The organism is Phenylobacterium sp., assembly GCF_013911965.1.
In the GTDB taxonomy this organism is placed as follows: Bacteria; Pseudomonadota; Alphaproteobacteria; order Caulobacterales; family Caulobacteraceae; genus Phenylobacterium.
Genome location: NZ_JACESE010000010.1, coordinates 94,550 through 118,828, shown reverse-complemented (window position 1 = coordinate 118,828; position 24,279 = coordinate 94,550). Strand labels below are relative to the sequence as shown.

The window sequence follows — 24,279 nt, the reverse complement described above, 5'->3', positions numbered from 1 at the left end:
CCTCAGGCGCCACGGAAGTCGGGATAGGCCGCGTCACGCTCGGAGATCACCTCCGGCGGCGCCGGCCAGCGGATGGCGAAGGCCGGATCGTTCCAGCGCACGCCCGCGCCGTGGCCCGGCTCGAACATGGGCGCGATCTGGTAGAGCACGTCGGTGTCGGGCAGGAGCGTCAGGAAGCCGTGAGCGACCCCTTCGGGGATGAACAGCGCCTGGCCCTCGTCCGCGTCCAGGACTGCGCCGGTCCATTTCAGATAGGTCGGGCTGTCCGGGCGCAGATCGAGCGCCACGTCGAAGACGCGGCCGCGCACGGCGCGAACCAGCTTCGTCTCGCCATGCGGCGCGGGCTGGTAGTGCATGCCGCGCAGGGTGAAGGCGGCCGTGTTGCGCGACAGGCTGGTCTGGGCCGGGGCGAAGGGTATGCCGGCGGCGGCGAACTCCTCGGGGCAGTGCAGCCGGGCGAAGGCGCCGCGCGCGTCCTGCACGGGCTCGATCTCCACCCGCATGACGCCGGCCACCTCCGTCGGCGAAAACCGCATCAGTCGAGGATCTCGGTCTTGGGCGAGGCGATCACGAACCGGCCGCCCCAGGCGCGGATATAGGCGAGCTGCGCCATGATCTCGTCCTTCAGGTTCCAGGGCAGGATCAGCACATAGTCGGGCTTCACCTCGGCCACCCTTTCGGGCGAGAGGATCGGCACATGGCTGCCGGGCAGAAACCGGCCCTGCTTGTGCGGATTGGCGTCGAAGGCCGCGACGATGTCCTTGTCGGTCACGCCGGCATAGTTGAGGAAGGTGTTGCCCTTGGCCGCCGCGCCATAGGCCGCCACCGACTTCCCGTCCGCCTTGGCCGCCTTCAGGAAGGCCAGGAAAGAGTCGCGCACCGCATCGACGCGGGCGGCGTAGCCTTCGTAGGTTTCCAGCTTGTGCAGGCCCGCGGCGGCTTCCCGCGCGCGAAGGGTCTTCAGGGCGTCCGTCTCCTGATGGCTCGAGCCCTCGTGGGCGCAGAAGAGGCGCAAGGAGCCGCCGTGCGTGGGCAGCAGCTCCACGTCGAAGGCCCGCAGGCCGTTGGCGCGCAGCACCTGGGCCACGGCCAGCAGGGACAGGTAGGAGAAGTGCTCGTGATAGATGGTGTCGAACTGCACCAGCTCGAGCATGTTGAGGAAATGCGGAAACTCGAAGGTGAGCACGCCTTCGGGCTTCAGCACCTCGCGGAAGCCGGCGACGAAGCCGCCGATGTCCGGGACGTGGGCGAGCACGTTGTTGGCGGCCATCAGGTCGGCCTTCACTCCGCGGGCGGCCAGTTCGCGGCCGGTCTCGCCGTTGAAGAACATGACCTCGGTGGGCACGCCCTTGTCGATGGCCGCCTGGGCGGTGTTGGCCGTGGGCTCGATCCCCAGCACCGGCACGCCGGCGGCCTTGAAGTGCTGCAGCAGGTAGCCGTCGTTGGACGCCACCTCGACCACGAGCGAGTCCGCCCCGAGACCGAAGCGCGCGATCATGGCCTCTGCGTAGCGGCGGGCATGCTCCACCCAGCTCGCCGAATAGGAGGAGAAGTAGGCGTAGCCGGAGTCGAAGATCTCGTCGGCCGCCACGGGATCGTCCACCTGGACGAGGAAGCACTCAGAACAGACCCGCGCGTGCAGCGGATAGGTCCGCTCGTTCCCGGCCGCGAGCTCGGCTGCGGTCAGGTTGCTGTTGGCGAGCGGCTGGGCGCCCAGGTCCACCAGGGTGTGGGTCAGCGGCGTGCGGCAGAAGCGGCAGACGGGCGTCGTCATCAGAGGCTTTCGTAGGCGTCGATCTGGGCCAGACAGAGGTCGCGGGCGGCCTCGCCCTCCCCCTGCCGGCGGTACCATTCCATGGTCCAGGCCACGGCCGCGGGACCGTCGAGGCGGCTCTCGAAGCCGAGCGTGCGCCGGGCGAGACCGGCGTCCACGGCCAGCATCTTCGCCTCGATGGAGGCGAGGTCGGGCTCGTGCCGCCACGGCTTGGCCGACAGGGCCTGCGTGGCCTGGGTGGCGAGCTCGCCGACGGTGATCTCGGCCGCGCCGGGCCTGGGACCGAAGTTGAGGGCGCGGGGCGTATCCTTCCGCGTCGCCAGCGCCTGGGCGTAGACCAGATAGCCGGCCACGCAGTCGAGCACGTGCTGCCAGGGCCGCGTGGCCTCCGGGTGGCGCAGGACCACGGCCTCTCCGGCGCGGGCGGCGCGGACGATGTCGGCCACCAGCCGGTCGCGGGAGAAGTCGCCGCCGCCGATGACGTTGCCGCCGCGGGCGGTGGCGACCGGCACGCCGGCCCTGTCGAAATAGGACTTCGCGTAGCTCGCCGTCACGATCTCGGCGCAGGCCTTGGAGGCGGAATAGGGATCCTTGCCGCCCAGGGCGTCGCCCTCCTGGAAGGCGCGGCCGGCGTCGTTGTTGGCGTAGACCTTGTCCGAGGTGATGACCAGAACCGCCTTGAGCGCGTCTTCGTCGCGCAGCGCCTCCAGCAGGTGGGCCGTCCCCATGATGTTGGTGGCGAGCGACCCCACGGGATCCTCGATCGCCGCGCGGACGATCGGCTGGGCGGCCATGTGCAGGACAAGGTCGAAAGGCCGCGCGCCGACTGCGTCCGTCACCGCCCGGCGATCGCGCAGGTCGACCGTGTGCGAGGCCGTCAGGTGCTCATAGCCCAACAGGTCGGCGAGCGCCGGCGTCTGATCGGGGGCCAGCGCCAGGCCCGTCACCTCTGCGCCCATGCGGGCGAGCCAGAGGCCGGCCCACGAGCCCTTGAACCCCGTATGGCCGGTGAGAAGGACGCGCTTGCCCGCCCAGAAGGCCGGATCGGGCCGGCTCATGCCCAGAGGCGCCAGGGCGCCTTGCCCGAAGCCCAGAGCGCCTCGAGCTGGTTCTTGTCGCGCAGGGTGTCCATGGCGGCCCAGAAGCCGTCGTGACGATAGGCGATCAGCTCGCCGTCGGCGGCCAGGCCTTCGAGCGGGCCCAGCTCCCAGACGGTGGAATCATCCTCCACCCGATCGACCACGGCGGGGTTGAGCACGAAGAAGCCGCCGTTGATCAGGCCGTTGTCGCCGGGCGGCTTCTCCACGAAGCGGTCGACCCGGTCGCCGGTCATTTCCAGGGCGCCGTAGCGGCCGGGCGGAGCGACGGCGGTGACGGTCGCATCCTTGCCGTGGGCCCTGTGGAACTGCGCCAGCTTCTTCAGGTCCACGTCGGCGACGCCGTCGCCATAGGTGAAGAAGAAGGGTTCGCCGGGATCGAGGAACTGCCGCACCCGCTTCAGCCGGCCGCCGGTCATGGTGTCGGGGCCGGTGTCCACCAGGGTCACCTTCCACGGCTCGTGGTTGGTGGCGTGGTAGTCGATGGCCCGGTTGGCGAGGTCGACGGTGAAGTCGGCGTTATGGAGCACGTAGTTGGCGAAGTATTCCTTCACCACATAGCCCTTGTAGCCCAGGCAGACGATGAACTCGTTGAAGCCGTGGTGCGAGAAGAGCTTCATGATGTGCCACAGAATCGGCCGGCCGCCGATCTCGATCATCGGCTTGGGCCGCAGGTGGCTTTCCTCGGAAATGCGGGTCCCGAGCCCCCCGGCCAGGATGACGGCTTTCATGGTCGCGCCCCTTCCCCGATCCGTCAGGCGATCCGCTTGACGAAGGCGTCGGGCCAGTAGGTGACCCGCTCGGTCACCGCGCCCTCGTTGAACGGGAAGGCCGGCTCCTCGATGACGAAGCGCTTGTCTTCCTCGACGAAGGCGTGGGCGGCGGCCTTGGGATTGTTCCAGGTCCAGTCCTCGGCCGTGCGCGGGCCGCCGGCGACCTGTTCCATGATCCCGTCGGTGGCCACGATGTAGGAGCCCACCGGCACCAGGTCGGCATAGGCGCGCAGCTCGTCGAGCACGTGGCCCTTGGTGTGGTTGGAATCCAGCACCACCAGGGCCTTCTCGCCCGGCTTCACCAGGGCCTTCACCTGGTCGACCACTTCGGGCGCGGTGGACGAGCCTTCGATCAGCTCGATCCGCTTCTTCATCGGGTGGGCTTCGATGGCGCTGCGGTTGTGCGGCCGGATCTCGATGTCGATGCCGATCACGCGGCCGTGGCCCATGGCCTCGAACAGCGAGGCGTAGAAGATCAGGGAGCCGCCGTGGGCGACGCCGGTTTCGATCAGCACGTCAGGCTTCAGCGCATAGATCACTTCCTGCAGGCGGATCATGTCCTCCGGCAGCTGAATGATCGGCCGGCCCATCCAGGCGAAGGAATAGACGTACTTCGAATCCCAGGTGGCCCGGACCCAGGCCTTGGAGGCCGCGGCGAATCCTTCGGCGGTGGAGAGGCTGTGGCGCACTTCCTTGTCGCCGTCGCGGACGACGACTTCGCCGCGCTCTTCGTCGATGATGGTGATCAAGACCCCGACCTTGTATGCCTTTGGCGGACCACAGAATCCGGCCCGCTTCATTCGTCCCCCTCTTATCGCGCATCTGCGGCCCGATGAAGCCGTAACCCGCGCCGGGGGCCCAAGGAGCCGCGCCGCAGGCGAGGAGCACCCGTGGAGCCGAAGGTCGACTTCATCATCGCCGGCGCTCAGAAGGCCGGCACGACGGCGCTGTTCGACTATCTGGGGGACCACCCGCAGATCGGCCTGTCGGACGTGAAGGAGGTCCACTTCTTCGACGACGAGGCCCGCGACTGGGCGGCGCCCGACTACGGCGACTACCACGCCCGCTTCGGTCTGTCCGACCGCACCAAGCTGTGGGGCGAGGCCACGCCCATCTATCTCTACTGGAAGAACAGCCTGGAGCGCATCCGCGCCTACCGGCCCGACATCCGGCTGATCGTCCTGCTGCGCGATCCGGTGGAGCGCGCCTTCTCCCACTGGAAGATGGAATATGCCCGCGGCGTGGAGACGGCGCCCTTCGACTGGTGCGTCCGCCGCGGCCGCACGCGCCTGTTCGACGCGCAGCCCTGGGGCTGGCATCGGGAGTTCAGCTATGTGGAGCGCGGCTTCTACGGCGAGCAGATCGAGCGGCTCTTCGCCCTCTTCCCGCGCGAGCAGGTGCTGATCCTGCAGGCCGGCGCCCTGGACGCCGATCCGGCGGCTACGCTGTCGGAGGTCTGCGCCTTCCTGGGCGTCGGGCCCTTCCCGGAGGTCCGGCCGCGCCGGGTGCACGAGGCGCGCGACATCGCCTATCCCTCCCGCCTGACGCCCGAGGACGCCGCGGCTCTGCGCGCGATCTACGCCCGCGACATGGCGCGCCTGCAGGCCCTGACCGGCCTCACCTTCGGCTAGCGGCGCATCGCCGCCGGTGCTAGCGGAGGCCTTCCTCCCGGCCGAAGATGCGACGACATGACCCTTCAGACCTGGTGGCTGTTCGTGGGCGCGGTCTTCCTGCTCTCGGGCACGCCCGGACCCAACATGCTGCACATCCTGTCGCGCAGCGTGGACCTGGGCCTGCGCCGCAGCGTGGCGGCCATGGCCGGCTGTCTGAGCGGCATCGTCCTGGTTCTGGCGGCCTCGGCGGCGGGACTGGCCACCCTGTTCCTGGCCCTCCCCGGCGCCTTCGAGGTGCTGCGCTACGCCGGCGTCGCCTACCTGATCTTCCTCGGCGTCAAAGCCTGGCGGAGCGAGGCCCGGCCGCTCGACGTCGGATCGCCTGCGCTCGCCGCCGCCCTCTCCCCGGCCGCCCTCTTCCGGGGCGGTTTCGCCATCAGCATCAGCAATCCCAAGCTGATCCTGTTCGCCGCGGCCTTCCTGCCCCAGTTCATCGATCCGGCCCTGCCGCGGGCGCCGCAGTTCGCCATGCTGGTGCTCACCTTCGCCGTGGTGGAGAGTTTCTGGTACGGCGTCTATGCGCTCGGCGGACGTTCGCTGGCGCGCCATCTGAGCCGGCCCGCGGTCAAGCGTCTGTTCGACCGGGTGACCGGCCTCATCTTCATCGGCTTCGGCCTGGCGCTGCTGCGGGTGAAGCCCGGCTGAGGCGTCGCCATAATTCCGTCGGCGGGTTGGGCCAGGCTGCGCCCCTGCCTTCGTCTCGGGAGACCCTGCGTGAAGCCCTCGCCGCTCGCCGCCCTTGTCCTGCTCGCCGCCTGTTCTCCGGCCGGACAGAGTCAGGGCGAGCCGCCCCAGGCGGCGGAAGCGCCGGCGGGACCGCAACTCGTCTTCCCGGTCGACTGCGTTCTGGGCCAGACCTGCGAGATCCAGAACTATGTGGACCGCGATCCGGGCCCCGGCGCGAAGGACTATCGCTGCGAGGAGCGCACCTACCAGGACCACAAGGGCGTCGACATCCGCGTGCCCAGCATGGCCGCCCAGCGGGCCGGGGTCTATGTGCTGGCCGCCGCGCCCGGCGTCGTCGCCCGGCTGCGGGACGGCGTCGCCGACGTCTCCGTCCGCTCGGCGGACGCCTCTCCCGTCGACGGCATGGAGTGCGGCAACGGCGTGGTGATCGACCACGGCGAAGGCTGGGAGACGCAATACTGCCACCTGGCGCGCAACAGCCTGCTGGTCCGGCAGGGCGAACAGGTCCAGGCGGGCCAGGCCATCGCCCGCATCGGGCTGTCCGGGAACACCGAATATCCGCACCTGCACTTCACGGTGCGCCGCGACGGCCAGGTGGTCGATCCCTTCGCCCCGGACATGTCCGCCGGCGGCTGCGCCGCGCGCGGCGCGCTCTGGTCGCCCGCCGCCCTGAAGGCCATGGCCTATCGCGAGGGGGCGGTGCTGAACACCGGCTTCTCCAGCGGGGCGGTGAGCATGGAGGCGCTGGAGGACGGCGGGGTCGCCGACGCCGCCCAGCATGCGCCCGCCCTGGTCGCCTATGTCCGTGCGATCGGTCTGGAGGGGGGCGACGTGCAACACCTCAAGGTCCTGGCTCCGGACGGAACCGTGCTCGCCGAGACCGCGGAGGAGCCCCTGGACCGGGCCAAGGCCCAGTACCTGCTCTATGCCGGGCGCCGCACCCCGGCCGAGGGCTGGCCGCCGGGCGCCTATCGGGCGCAGTACTGGGTTGAGCGGGGCGGCCAGCGCGTCCTGGAACGCGAATTCCAGCTCGCCTTCTGACGTCCGGCCGCAGTCGCCGCGCTGGCCGCAGGGGGAAAAGCAGCGGATTCCCGTCGCTTGCCCGACACAGGCTCTTTCGCACTGCGGCGGACTAAGCTACAGTTTGATGTCAGCCCTGCTCTCCAAGGCTGTGTCGCTTCGGCCGGGCCATAGCGCCCATGCCAGCTATGGCCCGGCCTCACGCCCTTCCCGACAATCCGATGCGTTCCGCAGGCCCTATCGCCCGCCGCCGTCGTTCTGCGCCTCCGGCTCGGGGGGCACGTCGGCATGGCGCGCCAGGCGCAGGACGTCGAACTTCATCATCCAGGTGAGCGAGCGCTCCACGAAGGGCCGCCGATCGGCGGGTGCGGCCTGGACGATCTGATGAACCCGGACGCCACCGCCTGCGGCGACCTGGTCGAAGATCGCCTTGCGTTCGGCCGGAAGCGCCATGGCCCATTGGCCGGCGGCGGCGAGGTTGCGCGAGAGGCGCGCCTCGGCCTCGGTCCAGTCGGCCACCGATCCCACCACGATCCGGTCGGCCGGATGCAGGGCCTGCGTGGGATAGCTGGCGAAGAGGGTGAGCGGGTCGAGGCGGCGCGGGTTCTTGAGATGGGCGGCGATGGCCGGCGGCTCGGCCTGGGCCGCGGCGCGGCGGCTGGCCAGTTCGCCCCAGAAGGCCTGGTACCGGGGAATGACGGCCTTCCAGTCGAGCGCCTCGTCGATACGGCGGCGCCCGGCCGCGCCCATGCGGCGGCGCAGGTCCGGGTTCTCGACGAGGTCGAGTATGGCCCGGCTCGCCGCCTCCAGGTCGATGGACACCATCTGGGCGACGGCGCCCACATAGTTCTCATAGGCGGTCCAGCCATAGTCGTGATGGAAGACCAGGTCCTCCGTCAGGCCGGGCCTGGGGGCGCAGGTGGGGATTCGGAAGCCGTCGAGCCCGTGGCGGACCGTGTCGCGATAGCCGTTCCAGTCGCTGACCACGCAGGGCAGGCCGGCGGCCATGGCTTCGGCCGGCGTCAGGCCGAAGGTCTCCTGGATGTTGTCGGAGAAGGAGATGAAGAGGTCGGCCGCCGACCAGATGGAGAAACGGGTGTCGGGCTTGCGGCCGTCCACGGCGTGATAGGTGACGCTGGGGCAGAAGGCGCGGGTGGCGGCGTGGAACCCCTCCCAGTCCGCCTCGGTCGGCGCCCAGCCTGAGACGATCCAGTGGATCGGCTGATCCGTCCGGCCGGCGACGCGCTCCAGCGCCTGGGCCATCAGGGCGGGGTTCATCTTCGCCAGGACATTGAGCCGCCCCACATAGAGCGCCGCCACGGCGTGCTCGGGGATGCCCAGGCGTTCGCGCCAGGCCGCACGGGCCTGGGGGTCGTGGCGGAAGTCCTCGCCGTTGACGCCCAGCGGCAGGGTGGTGAGTTGCGGCTGCGGCAGTCGGGTCGCGCCCAGGCGCAGGCGGAGATCCTCGCGCACCGCCTCGAGCTGTAGCTCCACACTCTGCCGGACCGCGGCCGAGGTGCAGATCAGGCCGTCCCATGGCTCCAGCGGACTGATGACCAGATCCGCCAGGGCGTCGATGGCCCGGTGCGTGGCCGTGGTGTGGGTCAGGCCGCACAGGCTGTAGCGGCTGCGGCCGTAGCGCCGGCGTCGCCAGGCCTCGTCCCCGATCGTCGGGCTGGGGATGAAGACGCAGCCGGGGTCCTGGAGGCCCACCCGGTCCTGCATGCCGATCCAGCGTACCGGACGGCCGGGCGGCTCGATCGCTTCAAGCAAGGCCTCGAAGGCGGCGTGCCGCTGGTTCTTGGCCTTCCAGAGATGAAGGCGGTCAGCATCCGCGTGGCGGATGAATCCGCGGAGAAAGCTCTCACCCGCGGAGTGGCGGCCCATCAGCCGCTCGCGGTCCGTGGCGTAGCCGTCGGGATGGAAGAAGATGGCGGCGTTGGTCATGCGACTGCCGCCTTAGCTCGAAAGCCGTGGTCCCGGAAGGTTCAGCGGACGCTGTTACGGGCACGAAAAAGGGGCCGCTCCGAAGAGCGGCCCCCAAGATCGTTTCCGATCGGTCGTGGCTTAGGCCACGAAGTCGGTTTCGTCGATCGTGCCGAGCTGGACGCCCACCAGGTGGACGACCGTGCCGACCGCGTTCGTGCCGGTGATGTCGGCGAAGACGTACACGTCCGCACCGACGTCGACCACCACGATGTCCTGAGCGCCGCCCTGGATGATGCTCGAGGCGGTGTTCAGAGCGGTCGCGTAATCGGCGACTTCGTTGGCTTCGATGTAGTTCGTAGCCGTGCCGGCGATGCCCACGTTGATGGAGTCATCGGCCGTCGTGAAGTCGGTGATCCGATCGATCGGCGTGCTGTTCGACGTGTCGCCCGCGCCGAAGACGAAGACGTCAGCGCCAGCAGCGCCCGTCACGGTGTCGGCGCCAGCGCCGCCCGTGATGGTGTCGGCGTTCGCACCGCCGGTGATGCTGTCGTTGCCCGCGCCGCCGACCGCGGCGTTGGCGCCGTCGCCGGTGTTGAGGGTGTCGTTGCCGTCACCGCCGGTGACGGTGTCGTTGCCGGCGCCACCGGTGACGGTGTCGTTGCCGGCGTCACCCGCCATCACGTTGTTGCCGCCAGCCGAACCGTCGATCGAGTCGTTGCCTTCGCCGCCGGAGGCGGTGTCGTTGCCCGCGCCGGTGGTGAGGGTGTCGTTGCCGGCCTGACCCGAGATGGCGTCGTTGTCGCCGCCGCCGTCGACTTGGTCGTTGCCGTCTTGACCCACGAGCGTGTCGTTGCCCGCGCTGCCCGACACGTTGTCGTTGCCCGCGCCGCCGTCGACGGAGTCGTTGCCAGCGCCGCCATCGAGGGCGTCGGCGCCGTCTTCACCGTAGATGACGTCAGCGTCGGTGCCGCCGAGGACCGAGTCGTTGCCCAGGTTGCCGTTCAGGATGTTGGAACCCGAGGTGCCGACGATCGTGTCGTCGCCTTGGCCGCCCAGCAGGGTGTCGTTGCCGGCGCCAGCCGTCATCGAGTCGTTGCCGAGGTTGCCGTTGGCGCGGTCGTTGCCGGCGTCGCCGTCCATCTCGTCGGCGTCTTGACCGCCGTACAGGGTGTCGTTGCCCGCGCCGCCGTTGACGGAGTCAGCGCCGACATTGCCCTGCAGGTAGTCGTTATTGTTGCCGCCGGCCAGCGTGTCGGTGCCCGTGCCGCCGAAGGCGGTGTCGTTGCCGTCGCCGCCCGTCAGGTTGTCGGCGTCGTCGCCGCCATCGATGTAGTCGTTACCGGCGCCGCCATCGACGGTGTCGGTGCCGGCTTCACCCATGAGGGTCTGGTTGCCAGCGGCGCCGAGCAGCGAGTCGTTGCCCAGGTTGCCGTTCAGGAAGTCACGGCCGTCGCCACCGTTGATGGTGTCGTTGCCCTGACCGCCCAGCAGCGTCTCGGCGTAGGTGGTCGAGGAACCGCCCGTGATCGAGTCGTTGCCGAGGTTGCCCTGGATCCAGTTGTTGCCGGTGCCGGCCGCCAGCTGGTCGTTGCCCTGACCGCCGTACACGACGTCAGCCGAAGAACCGGCCGAGGTGGTGTCGTTGCCGGCGTTGCCTTGGATGAAGTTCGCGCCTTCCAGGCCGGCCAGGCTGTCGGCGCCGTCGCCGCCGAACAGGCCGTCCATGGCGGACGAACCGGATTGGGTTTCACCCGCGGCCGGGTCGCCGACGAACAGGACCGAGCCGTTCGAGAAGAAGAAGTCGTTCTCACCGTAGATGCCGGTGCCGAAGATCTTCGTCACGCCGTTGTAGGTCAGGCTGACGCGCGCCGGATCGGCGCCCGCTGCCGGGATGTAGCGGACCGTCACCTGCGAGGCAGAGGCGTTCGCGTCTTGGAACGCCAGCTGGTCGGTGCCCGCGGTGTACCCGAGCGCCTGCGCAGCCGTGATGGTCTCGAAGAAATAGTTAGCCATGCTTCTCTCCAGTCAGTGTCACATGGACCCCAGAACGCCTGGCCACCATCACTCGGATGGAGCGGTCCTAGCGGTCCCTACGCGACGCCATAGCACATGGACGTGGCGAAGGTTAAACGAGCCCGAGGAAGAGGTATCGGATGCTCGGTCGATACGCAATACGAAAAAGCACCCCGTCCCGAGGCGGACGAAGCCGCGAACCACAAGGCCCGCAGGCGCCTTCCTACTCCTCGCGCATGGCCTCCCCGATCGTGTCCGTGAGCGGATTGACCAGGTAGGAAAGGATGGAGCGTTCGCCGGTGACGATCATCGCCTGGGCCGGCATGCCGGGGGACAGTTCCTGACCGGCGGGCAGCTCCTTGAGGGCCTCCGGCGCGATGCGCAGATCGGCCTGGAAATAGGCCTCGCCGGTGTTGGCGTCGAGCAGGCGGTCGGCCGAGACCGTCACCACGGTGGCGTCGAGGGGCGCGACCTTGCGGGAATTGAAGGCCGAGATGGTCACCCGCGCCTCCTGGCCCACATGGACGCTGTCGATGTCCTTCGGCGGAATACGCGCGGTGACGATGAGCGCCGCGTCGGCCGGCACCACGTCCATCAGCAGTTCGCCGGGCGCCACCACGCCGCCGACCGTGAACTGGGTCAGGTTCAGCACGTAACCGGCCACGGGCGAGCGCACCGTGGTGCGGTCGAGCACCTGCTGGGCGGCGGTCAGCCTGGGGCCCACGTCCGAAAGCTGGGTCTGCATCTGGCGCAGCCCTTCGGCCGCCTGGCTGATTCGCTCGTCGCGCAGGGTGGTGAGCTGCAGGCGCGCCTCGCCCTGGGCCTGACGCAGACGGTTGAGCTCGGCCAGGAGGGCGCCCTGACGGCCTTTCAGCTCCGACAGGCTCCGCTCGTAGCGCAGGATCAGCGTCTTGGGCGCATAGCCCTTCTCGAAAAGCGTCTGGTAGCCGGCCAGCTCCTCCTCGGTCAGCTCGATCTGCTGCTCGACGGAGTCGATCTGGGCCTGCACGCCGACCATCTGGGTCGCCAGCTGCTCGACCCGCTGGGTGAGCACCGCCTGCTGACTCTCGAAGAACTGCAGGCGCGTGGTGAACAGGAGCTGCTGGTCGCGGACGATCCCCGCCACCCGCGGGTCGGACATCCGGCTGGTCAGCGCCTCGGGGAAGGTCAGGTTGCGCGAACCCGTCGATTCGGCGGCGAAGCGCGCGACCTGGGCCAGCACCGCGTCCGTCTGATTCTGCAGCACGTCGACGGCCGCCCGGGCCTGGACGTCGTCGAAGCGCAGCAGCGGCTCGCCCGCCTCGACCAGTTCGCCCTCGCGCACCAGGATCTGCGAGACCACGCCGCCTTCACGGTGGCGCAGGGTCTTGCGGTTGGCCTCCACGCGCACCTCGGCCGGCGCGACGGTGGCGGCGCTGATATTGGCCAGGGCGGCCCAGATCAGCAGGCCGACCACGAAGACCCCGACGAAGATGCAGCCGACGACGATCGGCCGCCACAGGCGCTGCTTCAGCTCGCGGTCCGGCTCGTGGTCGCCCACGTCGAAGCGCGCATCGAGCGGACGGATGGGGCCCAGCACGGGTCTGAACGGCGTCAGGTCGAACTTCATCGGCCGGCCTCCACGGGACGGACGGCGGAGGGCTGGGCGAAGCGCGCCATCACCGCCTCGCGCGGGCCGAACAGCTCCATGCGGCCCTCGCGCAGGACGAGCATCTTGTCGGCGGAGCGGAAGACGTTGGGCTTGTGCGAGACCACGACGATGGTCGCGCCGCGGCTCTTCATCGTGTCGATCGCCCGCATCAGCGCTTCCTCGCCCTCGGCGTCGAGGCTGGCGTTCGGCTCGTCCAGGACCAGCAGGCGCGGGTCGCCGAGCAGGGCTCGGGCCAGGCCGATCCGCTGCCTCTGGCCGGCCGAGAGCACGTAGCCGCCGTCGGTCAGCTCGGTCTCATAGCCCTTGGGCAGGCGCAGGATCAGCGGGTGGACATTGGCCATTGTGGCGGCCTCGACCACCGCCTCATCGGGGACGTCGGGGCGGAAGCGGGCGATGTTGTCGCGGATCGTGCCGGCGAAGAGCTCGGTGTCCTGCGGCAGGTAGCCGACGTGGCGGCCGAACTCGGTGCGGTTCCAGCTGAACACGTCGCCGCCGTCGAGGCGCACGTGTCCGGCGTTGGGCCGCCACACCCCGACCATCAGGCGCGCCAGGGTGGACTTGCCGGCGCCGGACGGTCCGATGACGCCGAGCATCTCGCCGGGCTCGATCTTGAAGTTCAGGCCCTGCAGCACGTAGCGCTCGGCGCCGGGCGGGGCGAAGCTGACGCCCTCGATGGACAGCTGGCCGAGCGGCCGCGGCAGGCTCGTGCTCGGCGGGGCGATGGAATAGGCGTTGAACAGGGCGTTCAGCCGGTCGAAGGCGCGGCCCCCGTTGACGACGCCGTCCCAGGCGCCGACCAGGCGTTCCACCGGCTGCAGGGCGCGGCTGGCCAGGATCATGTTGGCGAACAGAAGCGCGGGGTGGATCTCGCCGGTCACCACCAGATAGGCGCCCAGGCCGATCACCAGGATCTGGATCGCCATGCGGGTGAACTTGGTGGCGTTGGACAGCACGCTGGTGCGCTGCGAGGCCCAGGCCCCGCGCTCGATCGACTGGGTGCGGAAGGTCGACCAGCGCGCGCCGAGCGCCTCGAGCATGCCCATGGCGCGCACGACCTCGGAATTGCGCAGACCGGCCTCGGTGAAGGCGTAGCCCTTCAGCGCCGCCTCGTTCGACTGCTGGAGCGGCGGACGCGACAGCTTGTCCTGCAGCATGGCCAGGCCGAACAGGGCGGCCGCCCCGGCCAGGGTCAGCACCCCGACCAGGGGATCGATGACGAAGAGGATGCCGATGAAGAGCGGCATCCACGGCAGGTCGAAGACGGCGGCGAACACCGGTCCGGTCAGGACCTGGCGAAAGCTGTCCAGGTCCCGCAGGGCCTGGGAGCGCGACTGGGCGCCGCCGCGCCGTTCCTCGAACAGGGCGGCGAAGACGTGGCTGGAGACGCGCTGATCGAGCATGATGCCGTAGTTGATCAGCACCCGGGTGCGGAGTTCGTCGATGACGCTGGAGATCAGGAACACCACCAGGGCGCCGGCGGTCAGGACCAGCAGGGTCGGCACGCTGTAGCTCGACAGCACGCGGCCGTAGATCTGGAAGGTGTAGAGCGGCAGCGCCAGATAGAGCAGGTTGCTGACGAGGCTGAACAGGCCCGCAAAGGCCAGCGGCGAGATCCCCTCCTTCAGGGCGCGCGTCAGCAGATTGTCCGGCAGGGACGCGAACGGATTGAGGATCTTCATACTTGGGAGCGTCCGTCGCAGCCTGAAACGACCCGGATTGCGGGCGGCTTGAGCCGGCGACACATGACGACCGCAGGCCTGCAAGTCAATGGCGCCTCCCGCTCCCGGGCGGCCACGCCACAGCAAGTCCCGTGCCTGGAGACAGCGCCTGTCCGGGGCGCCGACGACCGGCTCCCGTCCCTGGGACGAGGTCTAGCGATCCGATCGCCGGGCCCAGTGTTCGAGCGGCGTCAGCCCCCCTTCGGCGAGTTCGGGATGGCTGGCCAGATAGGCCGCCGAGGAGAAGCCCGGCCGCGGTTCCTCCACCTGCCAGGCGCCGCCGGTCAGATAGTCCACCAGCGGGTTGACCACCCGCAGGCCGCGCGCCGCCTGATGGTGGCGCGACACGAACCAGCCGCTGGGATCGCGGCCTTCCAGGCCGCCGGCCAGCACGTAGTGCGTGAGCGGCTCCTGGCCGCTGGCCGCCACGTCCGCATTGCGCTCCAGATACCAGGCCGGATCGAAGAGGGGATGGGGCTTCAGCCCCGCGCGCCAGCCCGCCGTCAGATAGTGCAGCAGGGGCGGCGTCCCGCGCTCGGCGGCCGCGATCTGGGCGTCGTAATAGGCGGGGTCGAACAGGGGGTGCGGACTCAGGCCCTCACGCCAGCCGGCGTCCAGATAGTGGGCAAGCGCATTAACGCCCGCCGCGGCGAGATCCTGACGCTGGGCGACATACCAGTCGACGCTGAAGAGCGGATGAGGATCGCGGCCCTGCGCGGCGCCCAGGCGCACGAAATGCTCCAGGGGCGACAGGCCCGTGGCGGCGAGATCGGCCGCGTTGGCCGCGGCGTAGAAGTGGGGATCGAAGAGCGGGTGCGGCGTACGGCCCTCCGCCGCGCCGGCCGTCAGATAGTGCAGAAGCGGCGCTGTCCCCAGGGACGCCACGTCCGGATAATGCTGCAGATAGAAGTCGTGGCCGATCAGGGCGGGCGGCTGGGCCCCGGCCGCCGCGCCGCCGCGCACGTGATTCAGCATGCTCCGCCAGGCCGAAAGCCTTCCGCGGAGCCCGCCCCCAGCGGCCCACAGCCCCGACCGGGCGAGGATCACGGTCCGGCCCGGCGCGCCCAGGCGCAGCAGCAGCCGTTCGGCGCCCCGAGCGAGCCGGTTGCGCCGGCGCGGCCTGGAGCGCGCGGCCTTTCGATGCAAGGCGACCAGCGCCTGGCGCGCCTCGCCCTCCCGCCGCGCGCGGCCGGCGAGGGCGGCGCTCAGGGCGACCGCGAGGCTGGCCCGTGTCACGGCGACTTCGCCCTCGGCTCGAGCCAGATCGGCCACCAGCCGGCGATGCTGCTCGGCCACGCGCCGGGCCTTGTCCACCAGCGGATGGATCGCCTGCGCCGGCTGCGCCGTCTTCTCGTTTCCCGCCATACGATCCGCTGTCGGACTGGCCTTGGCCATTGTCAAGCTCACGCCGCCGGCTGCGCTGCGGCGTGGCCCGAGGCGATCAGCCATTCCAGGTAGCTTCCCGGCCCCGCGGCGAAGGGATCGGCGAAGTGGGCGCGCAGGTCGTCGGCTTCGCGCCAAAGCACCCGATGCGCCTTGGCGATGGGCGTTCCGTCCGCATAGTCGCCATAGGCCCAGTAGCGCGCCGGGATGGCCGGATCGGTGGCCGCGGTCACCTGGCGCTTGTACCAGTTCCAGATCTCGTAGACCTCGAAGTTGTCGCCCGCATACTTCTTGGTCATCAGGTCCCCGGTGGGGCCGAGCTTGGTGAAGTGCCAGAAGCGCAGCGGCGCCCCGTTGACCGTGATCGCCCCGTCCTTGCCGATCGCCACCCTGCGCTGGGACAGGTTCCAGCTGGCCACGTTGTAGCCGGGGTCGCGCACCACCTTCACCTTGTCGAACAGCGCCGGGACATGGTCGCACCAGCGCTGGTCGACGAAGAGGCCGCGGGGCATGTCGTCATAGCAGAAGGACAGCAGCCGGTCGTTCCACCACCGGGCGAAGCGGGCGCCCTCCCCCGTCGTCCGGATGGCGACGAAGCCGAGATTGAAGATCCCTGTCCGCGAGGCCGACAGGTCGTTGTCGAGGATGGCGGTGCGGTCGGTGTTGGGATCGATCAGATGCGGCGTGAGCAGGATCTCGTCCTGCTGCAGCATCTCTATCAGGGGGTCGAGCGGCGCCAGCAGGGCGGTGTCCGGATCGAGATAGATGACGATGTCGGCCTGGTCGCAGGCCTGGTGGATGAAGGGGCCCTTCACCGCCGTGCAGACCTCCACGACATCGTGCCGGAAGAGCCAGGAGCGGAAGTCGGCGATGCCCAGGTCCTGGGCCCAGACCACGCGGTCGAACGGCTCCCGGGCGGGGTCGAAGTCAAATCCCGGCGGCGGCTCGTCGGTGATCAGGGCCACCAGCTCCCAGTCCGGGTGGAACCGGCGCAGGGTCGCGTAGAGCACGCGGGCGCGGTTGAGATAGGAGAAGGTGAAGCTGGAATAGCAGAGGACCTTCACGCCGCGGCCTCCTCGTCCAGCAGGTCGATGGTGAGGCTGCTGAAGACCAGGTCGCTGAGCTGCGGCGCACGGCGCGCACGGGCGAGCTGAAGCACCTCGCCCGTCTCGAAGAGGTCGAACAGGGCCGCCTCGGTCTCCAGCAGCCGGCCGAGCCCGGTGGCCTCGACGAAGGCCGCGACATTGCCGCTGTCGGGACCGGTCAGGATGGCGGCGCCGGAGGCGGCCGCCTCGTGCGTGGTGAAGGAGAAGGTCTCGCGGCAGATGGACCAGATCATCACGGCGTCCACCTCCAGCGACTCGATCGCGTCCTGCATGGCGCGCGGGCTCGCCTCGCTGACCGTCACCGGATGGAAGCGGGCCGGCAGGCCGCCGACGTCGTCGCGGGCCAGATGGAGGAATTCGTAGCGGGGATCCTCGGCGAAGCGCAGGACGAGCTCGCGGAAGACCGGCCAGCCCTTGAGATTGCTGGGCAGGCCCGGAAAGGCCAGACGGAAGGGGCGGTCCCCCGCCGCGCCTGCCTCGGCGGCGCCCCTCGGCTGCAGCCGCGCAAGGGGCGCGACCACTTCACGCACCGCCGGCAGATCGGCGCCGCGCCGCCAGGTGTCGAGCGCCGCCTGACTGGGGGCGGCCACCGACAGCCGCAGGGTCTCGAACAGGCGGCGATGCTCGTCCATGTGGAAACGCCGGGCCTCGCCATAGAGGCAGATCCCGCAGGCGGCGCTGCCCGGGGGCGGCGCGCCGCAGTCGGCCACGTCATTGCGCAGAAGGTGATAGCTGGCGCAGGCGCTGGCGAAATCGTGCACCCAGAACCAGCCGTCCCGGAATCCGGCCGCGCGGACCACCCGCAGGATGTCGGTGACGGCGTGCCCCAGGAGGCTGTGAATGGCGAGGCTGCGACGGCCCGGCGCGATGTCCTGCAGCGCCGCCTCGAGCACCTCGGCGACGAGACTGGCGGGATAGTGGCCGATGTGTTCGCCGTTCCACAGCAGGCCGAGCAGGTCCGCCTGGCTGGCCGGCCGCAGCATGGGCCGGGAATTGGCCGGGTAGAGGTGCAGGTGGTCGCGGCCCGTGGCGGCCGCCGCGGCGCTCTCCCGCTGAAGGCAGAGCTGAACGCCGCCGAGATTGGCGGCGAAGTCGTCGTGGCTGACGGTCAGGTGCAGGTCGGCAAGCCCGCTCCGGGAGACCGACAGCTGCTGGCGGAGGTCGTCCGCCGTCCCTGGCGCATGCGGCTCGTCAAAGGCGGCGGCGGCGGCCATGCGCTCGGCGAGCGGCGTCAGTCCGGCGAGGACGCGGTAGCGGAAGCCGAGCTCGAGCTTGGCCGTCCGCCCCTCGCGGCGGCCCGCCTGGAGGAAATGGACGAACGGATTGACCCCCGCCGCGGCGATGTCCGGATTGAGCTCCAGATAGTCCGAGACGGAGAACCAGGGCGCCGGGTCGCGGCCTTCGCGCCAGCCGGTGGTCAGGAAGTGGTCGAGCGGATCGCCGCCGCCTTCGGCCACGTCCGCGTTCTCCGCGAGATAGAAGCGGGCGTCGAACTCCGGCTCCACGAGCTCGCGGTGGAGGATCGCCGGCGAGACGGCCTCGCCGGCGCCCGACGAGGGCCCATCGGCTTCCGGCGGCTCGGGACGGTAGGTCCAGGCGGTCCGCTCGCGCCGGCCCCGGTAGTAACGCAGGGCCTGGTCGGACGACTGGATGGCCCGGCCCTCGTGGCGGCCCTGGGCCAGGAAATGGGCGAACGGGTTGGCGCCGGCGGCCTCGATCTCGGGATAGGCCGCCAGATAGGCGCGGGTGGAGAACCAGGGCGCCGGGTCGCGGCCTTCGCGCCAGCCGGCGTTCGCGTAATGGGCGCTGGGTTCGACGCCGGACTGGGCGACGTCGGGATAGACGCTGCGGTAGAAGTCCGGGTCCAGCGCGGTGGAAATCAGCGAAAAGTCGGCTTGATCGGCGGCCGCGGCGGCCATGCGGGGCTCCCCTCTGCGAGGCCGGCCGGCTGTGTGCAACATATGGCTGACCGGATCAACCGCCGGTTCTCGCCTTGCGGCGCGGCGCGCGGGGCCATAATGCACAGGCGTGACGCGAACGACGAGCCCGACCGCCGAAGCCGCCGGACCCGCCCCCGCCGGGCGGGCGGCCTATCTCGTGCTCGGCATGCATCGCTCGGGCACATCGGCGGCGACCCAGGTCCTGGCCCTGGCCGGGGCGGACCTGCCGCAGAACGTGATGCCGGGCGACGAGTACAACGCCAAGGGCTATTTCGAACCCTGGCGCATCGCCATCTTCAACGACCAGCGCCTGCGGGCGGCCGGCGGCGCCTGGGACGATCCGTTCGCCTTCCCCTATCGGCCGCTCGAGCCGCGGGAGGAGCGGCGCTGGGTCACCCGCGCCACCGATCTGTTCGACGAGGAGTACGGCGCGGCCCGCTATCCCCTGATGAAGGACCCGCGGGTCAGCGTGCTGCTGCCGCTCTGGCTGACGGCGCTGGCGGAACTGAGCTTCGCCCCGCGCGTGGTGATTCCCGTGCGCCACCCGCTGGAGGTGGCCGGCTCGCTGGCCAAGCGGAACGGATTCCCGCCCGAAAAGTCGGTCCTGCTCTGGGCCGCCTACATGCTGGCCGCCGAGGCCGGCTCCCGCGGCCTGCCGCGGGCCTTCGTCTCCTATGAGGGCCTGCTGGCCGACTGGCGCGGCCAGGTGGAGCGTATCGAGAGCGGCCACGGAGCCCGGCTTCCGAAGCTGGACGCGCGGGCGGAGAAGGCCATCGACGGCTTTCTGACGTCGGAGCTCCGGCACAATGCCCCGGTGGGGCGCCTGGCTGAGACGCCGGTCAGCGGCCCGCTCGCCGCGCGCGTCTTCGAATGGTTCGAGGCGGCGGCGCGCGGCGAAGCGCCCCCGACCGACGTTCTCGACACGGTCGCCCTGCAGTTCGCCGAACTCAGCAAGGCGATGAGCGCCTTCGTCTCGCCGGTGACCTGCGCCCTGGATCTCGCCCGCTCAGACCTGCTCGAGGCCCGGCAGCGGGCGGAGTTCGAAGAGGGGCGCGCCGGAGCGCTGGACGCGGAGGTCCGCGCGCTCCAGGCCGCCCGGGAAGCCGAGGCGAAGCAGGCCCGGACCCTGATGGCCGCCGCCGAACGCGAACTCGACGAGATCCTCGGCGACAGCTGACCGCCGCCCCGGAGACCCCGTGCCCCCATCCGAGACCTCTCCTCAGGCCGAGGCCGCCGCCGACCTCCTGGACCGGCGCCGGCGCGGCCACCTGCAAGCCGCCGCGGTCGCCGCCGACCGCTGGCGCCGTTATCGCGAGGCGGCCGGCCGGCGGGCCGGGGGGCTCAGCCTCCCCCGCCTGGCGCGCCGGGCCCACCCCGTTCTGGCGCGCGGCAAGTGGCCCGGCCGGGCCCTGCTCATCCAGCTCTCGGGCGTCTGGGATCCCGGCCAGACCCGGAGCCTCGGCCGCGAGGCCGCCCCGGCCTCGACCCTGGCCGACTATGTCCGCGCCGGCCCCGATCCGCTGTTTGCGCCCCGCGCCCTGTTCGATCAGGCCGCCTATGTGGAGCGCAACCCGGAGATCCGCGGCTCGCGCTGGGCGCCGCTGGCCCACTACCTGGTGCTCGGGGACGCCGCAGGGCGCGATCCGCATCCGCTGGTGAGCGTCGTCGACTACCGCCTGCGGCACGGCGAGGAGCTGGAGGCGACCGGGCTCACCGTCCTGCAGCACTTCCTCCTGGGCGGCGCGGCGCGGGGTCTCGACCCCCATCCGCTGTTCGACATCCGGTACTATGTGGGCCAGTGCGAAGCGGTGGCGGCCACCGGCGAGAACCCGCTGCTGCACTATCTGCGCGAGGGCTGGCGTCAGGGCTTCGACCCGCACCCGCTCTTCGCCAACGACTGGTACCTGGACCGCTATCCCGAGACCGCCGTCGCCGGAACAGCCCCCCTGCTCGACTATGTGAGCGCCGGAGCCGACGCCGGCCGCGATCCGCACCCCCTGTTCGACGGGACCTGGTACGCCGAGCGCTACCGCGACCTGCGCACGCAGGGCTTCAACCCGCTGGCGCATTTCGTCCGCTTCGGCGCCCGCGAGCACCGCAGCCCGAGCCCGCACTTCGATTCCGGCTTCTACGTGCAGCAGGAAGGGGCCATCGCCGACGGGACCGACGCCCTGACCGACTACGTCACGCGGGGCGCCTACGAAGGCCTGTGGCCGGCGGCCGACTTCGACGAGGCGGCCTATCTCGCCGCCAATCCCGAGGCCGCCGCAGCGGCCATGAGCAGCCTGGAGCACTGGGCGCGCAACGCCGGCGAGAAGCCCGTCGGCCTTTCGGGCGTCACGGGCGCAGGCGCGGCGGGCCTGTTCGACCAGCTGCGCGCCAACGGCCGGACTCGCGATCCCGCCGCCTATGACCTGCAGGCCTATGCCGAGCTGACCGCCGTCCGGCGCCGGATCGAGGCCGACCGGATCGAGGCTTTCGAGCCGACGCCGCCGCAGATGGTGTCGATCAGCGGCGACCTGGCCGAGGCGGCGGGCAGGATCGTCCTGCCCGAACCGCAGGCGCCGCGGGTCTCGATCATCATTCCGGCCTACAACAATCTGCGCTTCACCCTCGAATGCCTCAGCGCCCTGGCCGCCGCCGGCGGCCTGGCCGAGGCCGAGACCCTGGTCATCGACGACGCCTCCAGCGACGCGACGCCCGAGGTCCTGAGCCGGGTCGCGGGCCTGCGCATCGTCCGCAATGACGAGAACCTGGGCTTCATCCGCACCTGCAACCGCGCCATCGACGAGGCTCGCGGCGAGGTCCTGGTCTTCCTGAACAACGACGTGCAGGTGCGGGCCGGCTGGCTGGCGCCGCTGGTCGCCGCCCTGGCCGATCCGCAGGTCGGCGCAGCGGCGCCCAAGATGCTGTTCCCCGACGGCCGGCTGCAGGAGGCCGGCGCGCGGATCAACCGCGACGGGACGAGCGAGATGATCGGCCTGTTCCAGGATCCCGATCAGCCGCGCTGGAACGTGCGCCGGGAGGTCGACTACGCCTCCGGCGCCTGCCTGGCGGTGCGTCGCAAGGACTTCGCCGACCTTGGCGGCTTCGACACCCACTTCGCCCCCGCCTATTGCGAGGACGCCGATCTCTGCTTCCGCCTGCGGGAAAAGGGGCTGAAGATCGTCTACGAACCGGCCTCGGTGATCGTGCACCACCTGAGCGTCACGGCCAATTCGATCGACGCCGGCTACAAGCACCGCCTGGCCACCCGCAACCAGCAGCGTTTCGTCGAGCGCTGGGCCGAGGCGCTCGACAAGACGAACCGTGTACGGACGATCGCCTTCCACCTGCCGCAGTTCCACGCCATTCCGGAGAACGACCGCTGGTGGGGGGCGGGCTTCACCGAGTGGACCAATGTCACGCGCGCCCTGCCCAACTATCGCGGCCACTACCAGCCGCACCTGCCGGCGGATCTCGGCTTCTACGACCTGTCCCAGGCCGAGGCGCTGAAACGGCAGGCCGAGCTGGCGGCGCGCTACGGCCTCTCGGGCTTCTGCTTCTACTACTACTGGTTCGCAGGCGGACGGCGCGTGCTGGAGAAGCCGCTGCAGCACCTCACCGCGCCCGATGCGCCCGACTTCCCCTTCTGCGTCTGCTGGGCCAACGAGAACTGGACCCGGACCTGGGACGGCCAGGAGAAGGATGTCCTGCTGGCCCAGACCTATGACGCCGACGACGCCGCGGCCCTGATCACCGACATGTCGGCCCTGCTGCGGCGCGACAACTACATCCACATCGACGGCAAGCCCCTGCTGGTCATCTATCGTCCCGGCCTGCTGCCCGACGCCGCAGAGTGGGCGCAGGCGTGGCGCAAGACGGCGCGGGCCCTGGGGATCGGCGAGATCTACCTCGCCTTCGTGGAGACCTTCGACGTCGCCGGGACCTATCCCGACCCGGGCGCGATCGGCTTCGACGCGGCCATCGAGTTTCCGCCCATGGGCGCGGCCCAGGCCATCAGCCCGCCCGGCCCGCTCTACAACCGCGCCTTTGAGGGCGTGGTCAGCGACTACCGCCAGCTCGTCCGCCACTATCTCTCGGCGCCGACGCCGGGCCACAAGCGCTTCCGCGGGGTCTGCCCCTCCTGGGACAACACCGCCCGGCGGCAGGACCACGCCTACGTCTTCCACTATGCGAGCCCCGGCGCCTTCCAGGCCTGGACCGAGGCCATGCTGGCCGAGACGCGGCGTCAGAACTTCGGCGAGGAGCGGATCGTCTTCGTCAACGCCTGGAACGAATGGGCCGAGGGCGCCCACCTGGAGCCCGACGTGCGGTTCGGCCACGGTTGGCTTGAGGCGCTGAAGAACGCCGCCGACGCCGATCTGCTGGAGCCGCCGCCATGAGCCTGCCCGACTCCGGCCTCGGCGAACTGACCGTGGTCGGCCATCCCTTCGCACCGATCGGCATGGGCGAGCACCTGCGCTCCACCGTCCGCGCCCTGCGGGCGGCGGGGGTCCGGCCCAGGCTGCTGGACGTCTATGGCCTCGACCGCGGCCGCGACCCGGATCTCGAGCGGGCCTTCGGCGACGACGTCACGCGCCGCCTGTCGCGCCACGCCAACCTTTTCTGCCTGAACGCCGACGAGGTCGAGACGGTGCGGGAGCGGCTGGACGGCGCCGACTTCGCCGCCGCCCGAAACATCATCTTCCCCGCCTGGGAGCTGCCGAAGTATCCGACCGCCTGGGCCGAACTGCTGTCGGGCTTCGACGACATCTGGGCGCCCTCGGCCTTCGTGCAGACGGCCCTGACCGAGGCGACGGGCCGCGACGTCGCGCGCATCCCCCTGGCGGTGGACATGAAGCTGTCGACCTTCCTCGGCCGGCGCTGGTTCGACATTCCCGAGCACGCCTTCGTGGTGATGTTCGCCTTCGACTTCTCGTCCTACGCCGCGCGCAAGAATCCGGAGGCCGTGCTGGCGGCGTTCGAACAGCTCGTCGCCCGCAGGCCCGAGGCGCCGCTGCATGCGGTGATCAAGTTCAAGGGCGGCAAGGCCGACGATCCGGCGCGGAAGGCCCTGGAGGCGCGCATCGCCGCCCTGAAGGGACGTGTCCAGACGATCACCCGCGAACTCTCCGACAACGAGGTCAAGAACCTCTTCCGCTGCGCCGACGTCTTCGTCTCCCTGCACAGGTCCGAAGGCTTCGGCCGCGGCATGGCCGAAGCCATGGCGCTGGGCGTGCCGGTGGTCGCCACGGGCTGGTCTGGAAACATGGACTTCATGGACGGCGCGACCGCCGCGCTGGTGAACCACGCCATGGTGCCCGTCGGCGCCGGCCAGTACATCCACGGCGAGGGCCAGTCCTGGGCCGATCCGGACGTGGCTCAGGCAAGCCGCCTGATCGAGCAGATCCTGGACGATCCGGCCGCCGCCCGCGCCCGGGCCGCCGCGGCCCGGAGGCGCATCCGCACCGAGCTCAGCGCACGGGCCGTCGGGCTGCGCTGCGTGGAGCGGCTGCAGGCCCTGCTCGGCTGA

18 protein-coding genes are annotated in these 24,279 nt (G+C 70.4%); 6 read left to right on the top strand and 12 right to left on the bottom strand.

The genetic code is table 11. The features are described from left to right. Positions 1-2: 2 nt before the first annotated feature. From H2041_RS11905 to H2041_RS11885, 5 genes are read right to left on the bottom strand one after another with little or no spacing between them, the layout of a single operon-like run. On the bottom strand, positions 3-536 hold the full coding sequence (locus H2041_RS11905; RefSeq protein WP_293412912.1) for a dTDP-4-dehydrorhamnose 3,5-epimerase family protein: 534 nt from the start codon (positions 534-536) through the stop codon (positions 3-5). Then, on the bottom strand, positions 536-1,774 hold the full coding sequence (locus H2041_RS11900) for a class I SAM-dependent methyltransferase (RefSeq protein WP_293412910.1): 1,239 nt from the start codon (positions 1,772-1,774) through the stop codon (positions 536-538). The genes H2041_RS11905 and H2041_RS11900 overlap by 1 nt, the downstream gene beginning before the upstream one ends. Continuing rightward, entirely contained in the window at positions 1,774-2,832 is a 1,059-nt protein-coding gene (gene rfbG, locus H2041_RS11895) for a CDP-glucose 4,6-dehydratase (protein ID WP_293412909.1), read from the bottom strand. The genes H2041_RS11900 and rfbG overlap by 1 nt, the downstream gene beginning before the upstream one ends. Further along, the gene (gene rfbF, locus H2041_RS11890; protein ID WP_293412907.1) at positions 2,829-3,602 is read right to left on the bottom strand and encodes a glucose-1-phosphate cytidylyltransferase; all 774 of its coding nucleotides are present in this window, start codon (positions 3,600-3,602) and stop codon (positions 2,829-2,831) included. Before rfbF ends, rfbG begins: the two co-directional genes overlap by 4 nt. Before the next feature lie 23 nt (positions 3,603-3,625). Next, positions 3,626-4,393, bottom strand: a complete 768-nt coding sequence (locus H2041_RS11885; RefSeq protein ID WP_293412905.1) for a cephalosporin hydroxylase family protein — start codon at positions 4,391-4,393, stop codon at positions 3,626-3,628. A gap of 141 nt (positions 4,394-4,534) precedes the next feature. Here H2041_RS11885 and H2041_RS11880 point away from each other — a divergent pair, with 141 nt between their 5' ends. The 3 genes from H2041_RS11880 to H2041_RS11870 all read left to right on the top strand — a co-directional run bounded on the left by H2041_RS11880 (position 4,535) and on the right by H2041_RS11870 (position 7,045). After that, positions 4,535-5,275, top strand: a complete 741-nt coding sequence (locus H2041_RS11880; RefSeq protein WP_293412903.1) for a sulfotransferase — start codon at positions 4,535-4,537, stop codon at positions 5,273-5,275. 57 nt (positions 5,276-5,332) lie between these two features. Next, positions 5,333-5,962 carry a LysE family translocator gene (locus tag H2041_RS11875; RefSeq protein ID WP_293412901.1) on the top strand — a complete coding sequence of 210 codons (630 nt, stop codon included), beginning with the start codon at positions 5,333-5,335 and terminating at the stop codon, positions 5,960-5,962. A 69-nt stretch (positions 5,963-6,031) separates the two neighbouring features. After that, positions 6,032-7,045 (top strand): M23 family metallopeptidase, encoded by a 1,014-nt coding sequence (locus H2041_RS11870; protein WP_293412899.1) that lies wholly within the window; start codon positions 6,032-6,034, stop codon positions 7,043-7,045. Between the two features lie 216 nt (positions 7,046-7,261). Here H2041_RS11870 and H2041_RS11865 read toward each other — a convergent pair whose 3' ends face one another. The 7 genes from H2041_RS11865 to H2041_RS11835 all read right to left on the bottom strand — a co-directional run bounded on the left by H2041_RS11865 (position 7,262) and on the right by H2041_RS11835 (position 18,743). Next, a complete protein-coding gene (locus H2041_RS11865) occupies positions 7,262-8,971 on the bottom strand; it encodes a glycosyltransferase family 4 protein (RefSeq protein ID WP_293412897.1) in 1,710 nt (569 codons plus the stop codon). A 120-nt stretch (positions 8,972-9,091) separates the two neighbouring features. Beyond that, positions 9,092-10,966 (bottom strand): calcium-binding protein, encoded by a 1,875-nt coding sequence (locus H2041_RS11860; protein ID WP_293412895.1) that lies wholly within the window; start codon positions 10,964-10,966, stop codon positions 9,092-9,094. A gap of 223 nt (positions 10,967-11,189) precedes the next feature. Then, complete coding sequence (locus H2041_RS11855; RefSeq protein ID WP_293412893.1) at positions 11,190-12,575, bottom strand: HlyD family type I secretion periplasmic adaptor subunit; 1,386 nt, start codon at positions 12,573-12,575, stop codon at positions 11,190-11,192. After that, positions 12,572-14,296 (bottom strand): type I secretion system permease/ATPase, encoded by a 1,725-nt coding sequence (locus tag H2041_RS11850; protein ID WP_293412891.1) that lies wholly within the window; start codon positions 14,294-14,296, stop codon positions 12,572-12,574. Before H2041_RS11850 ends, H2041_RS11855 begins: the two co-directional genes overlap by 4 nt. 192 nt (positions 14,297-14,488) lie before the next feature. Next, positions 14,489-15,700: a hypothetical protein gene (locus tag H2041_RS11845; RefSeq protein WP_293412890.1), complete on the bottom strand. Its 1,212-nt coding sequence runs from the start codon at positions 15,698-15,700 to the stop codon at positions 14,489-14,491. Between the two features lie 38 nt (positions 15,701-15,738). Then, positions 15,739-16,782: a hypothetical protein gene (locus H2041_RS11840; RefSeq protein ID WP_293412889.1), complete on the bottom strand. Its 1,044-nt coding sequence runs from the start codon at positions 16,780-16,782 to the stop codon at positions 15,739-15,741. After that, positions 16,779-18,743, bottom strand: a complete 1,965-nt coding sequence (locus H2041_RS11835; RefSeq protein WP_293412888.1) for a hypothetical protein — start codon at positions 18,741-18,743, stop codon at positions 16,779-16,781. The genes H2041_RS11840 and H2041_RS11835 overlap by 4 nt, the downstream gene beginning before the upstream one ends. 109 nt (positions 18,744-18,852) lie before the next feature. On the opposite strand from H2041_RS11835, the gene H2041_RS11830 reads away from it, so the two are divergent. The 3 genes from H2041_RS11830 to H2041_RS11820 are packed head-to-tail and all read left to right on the top strand — an operon-like array spanning position 18,853 to position 24,279. Beyond that, positions 18,853-19,941: a hypothetical protein gene (locus tag H2041_RS11830; protein ID WP_293412887.1), complete on the top strand. Its 1,089-nt coding sequence runs from the start codon at positions 18,853-18,855 to the stop codon at positions 19,939-19,941. A gap of 19 nt (positions 19,942-19,960) precedes the next feature. Next, entirely contained in the window at positions 19,961-23,149 is a 3,189-nt protein-coding gene (locus tag H2041_RS11825) for a glycoside hydrolase family 99-like domain-containing protein (RefSeq protein WP_293412886.1), read from the top strand. Then, on the top strand, positions 23,146-24,279 hold the full coding sequence (locus tag H2041_RS11820; protein WP_293412885.1) for a glycosyltransferase family 4 protein: 1,134 nt from the start codon (positions 23,146-23,148) through the stop codon (positions 24,277-24,279). The genes H2041_RS11825 and H2041_RS11820 overlap by 4 nt, the downstream gene beginning before the upstream one ends.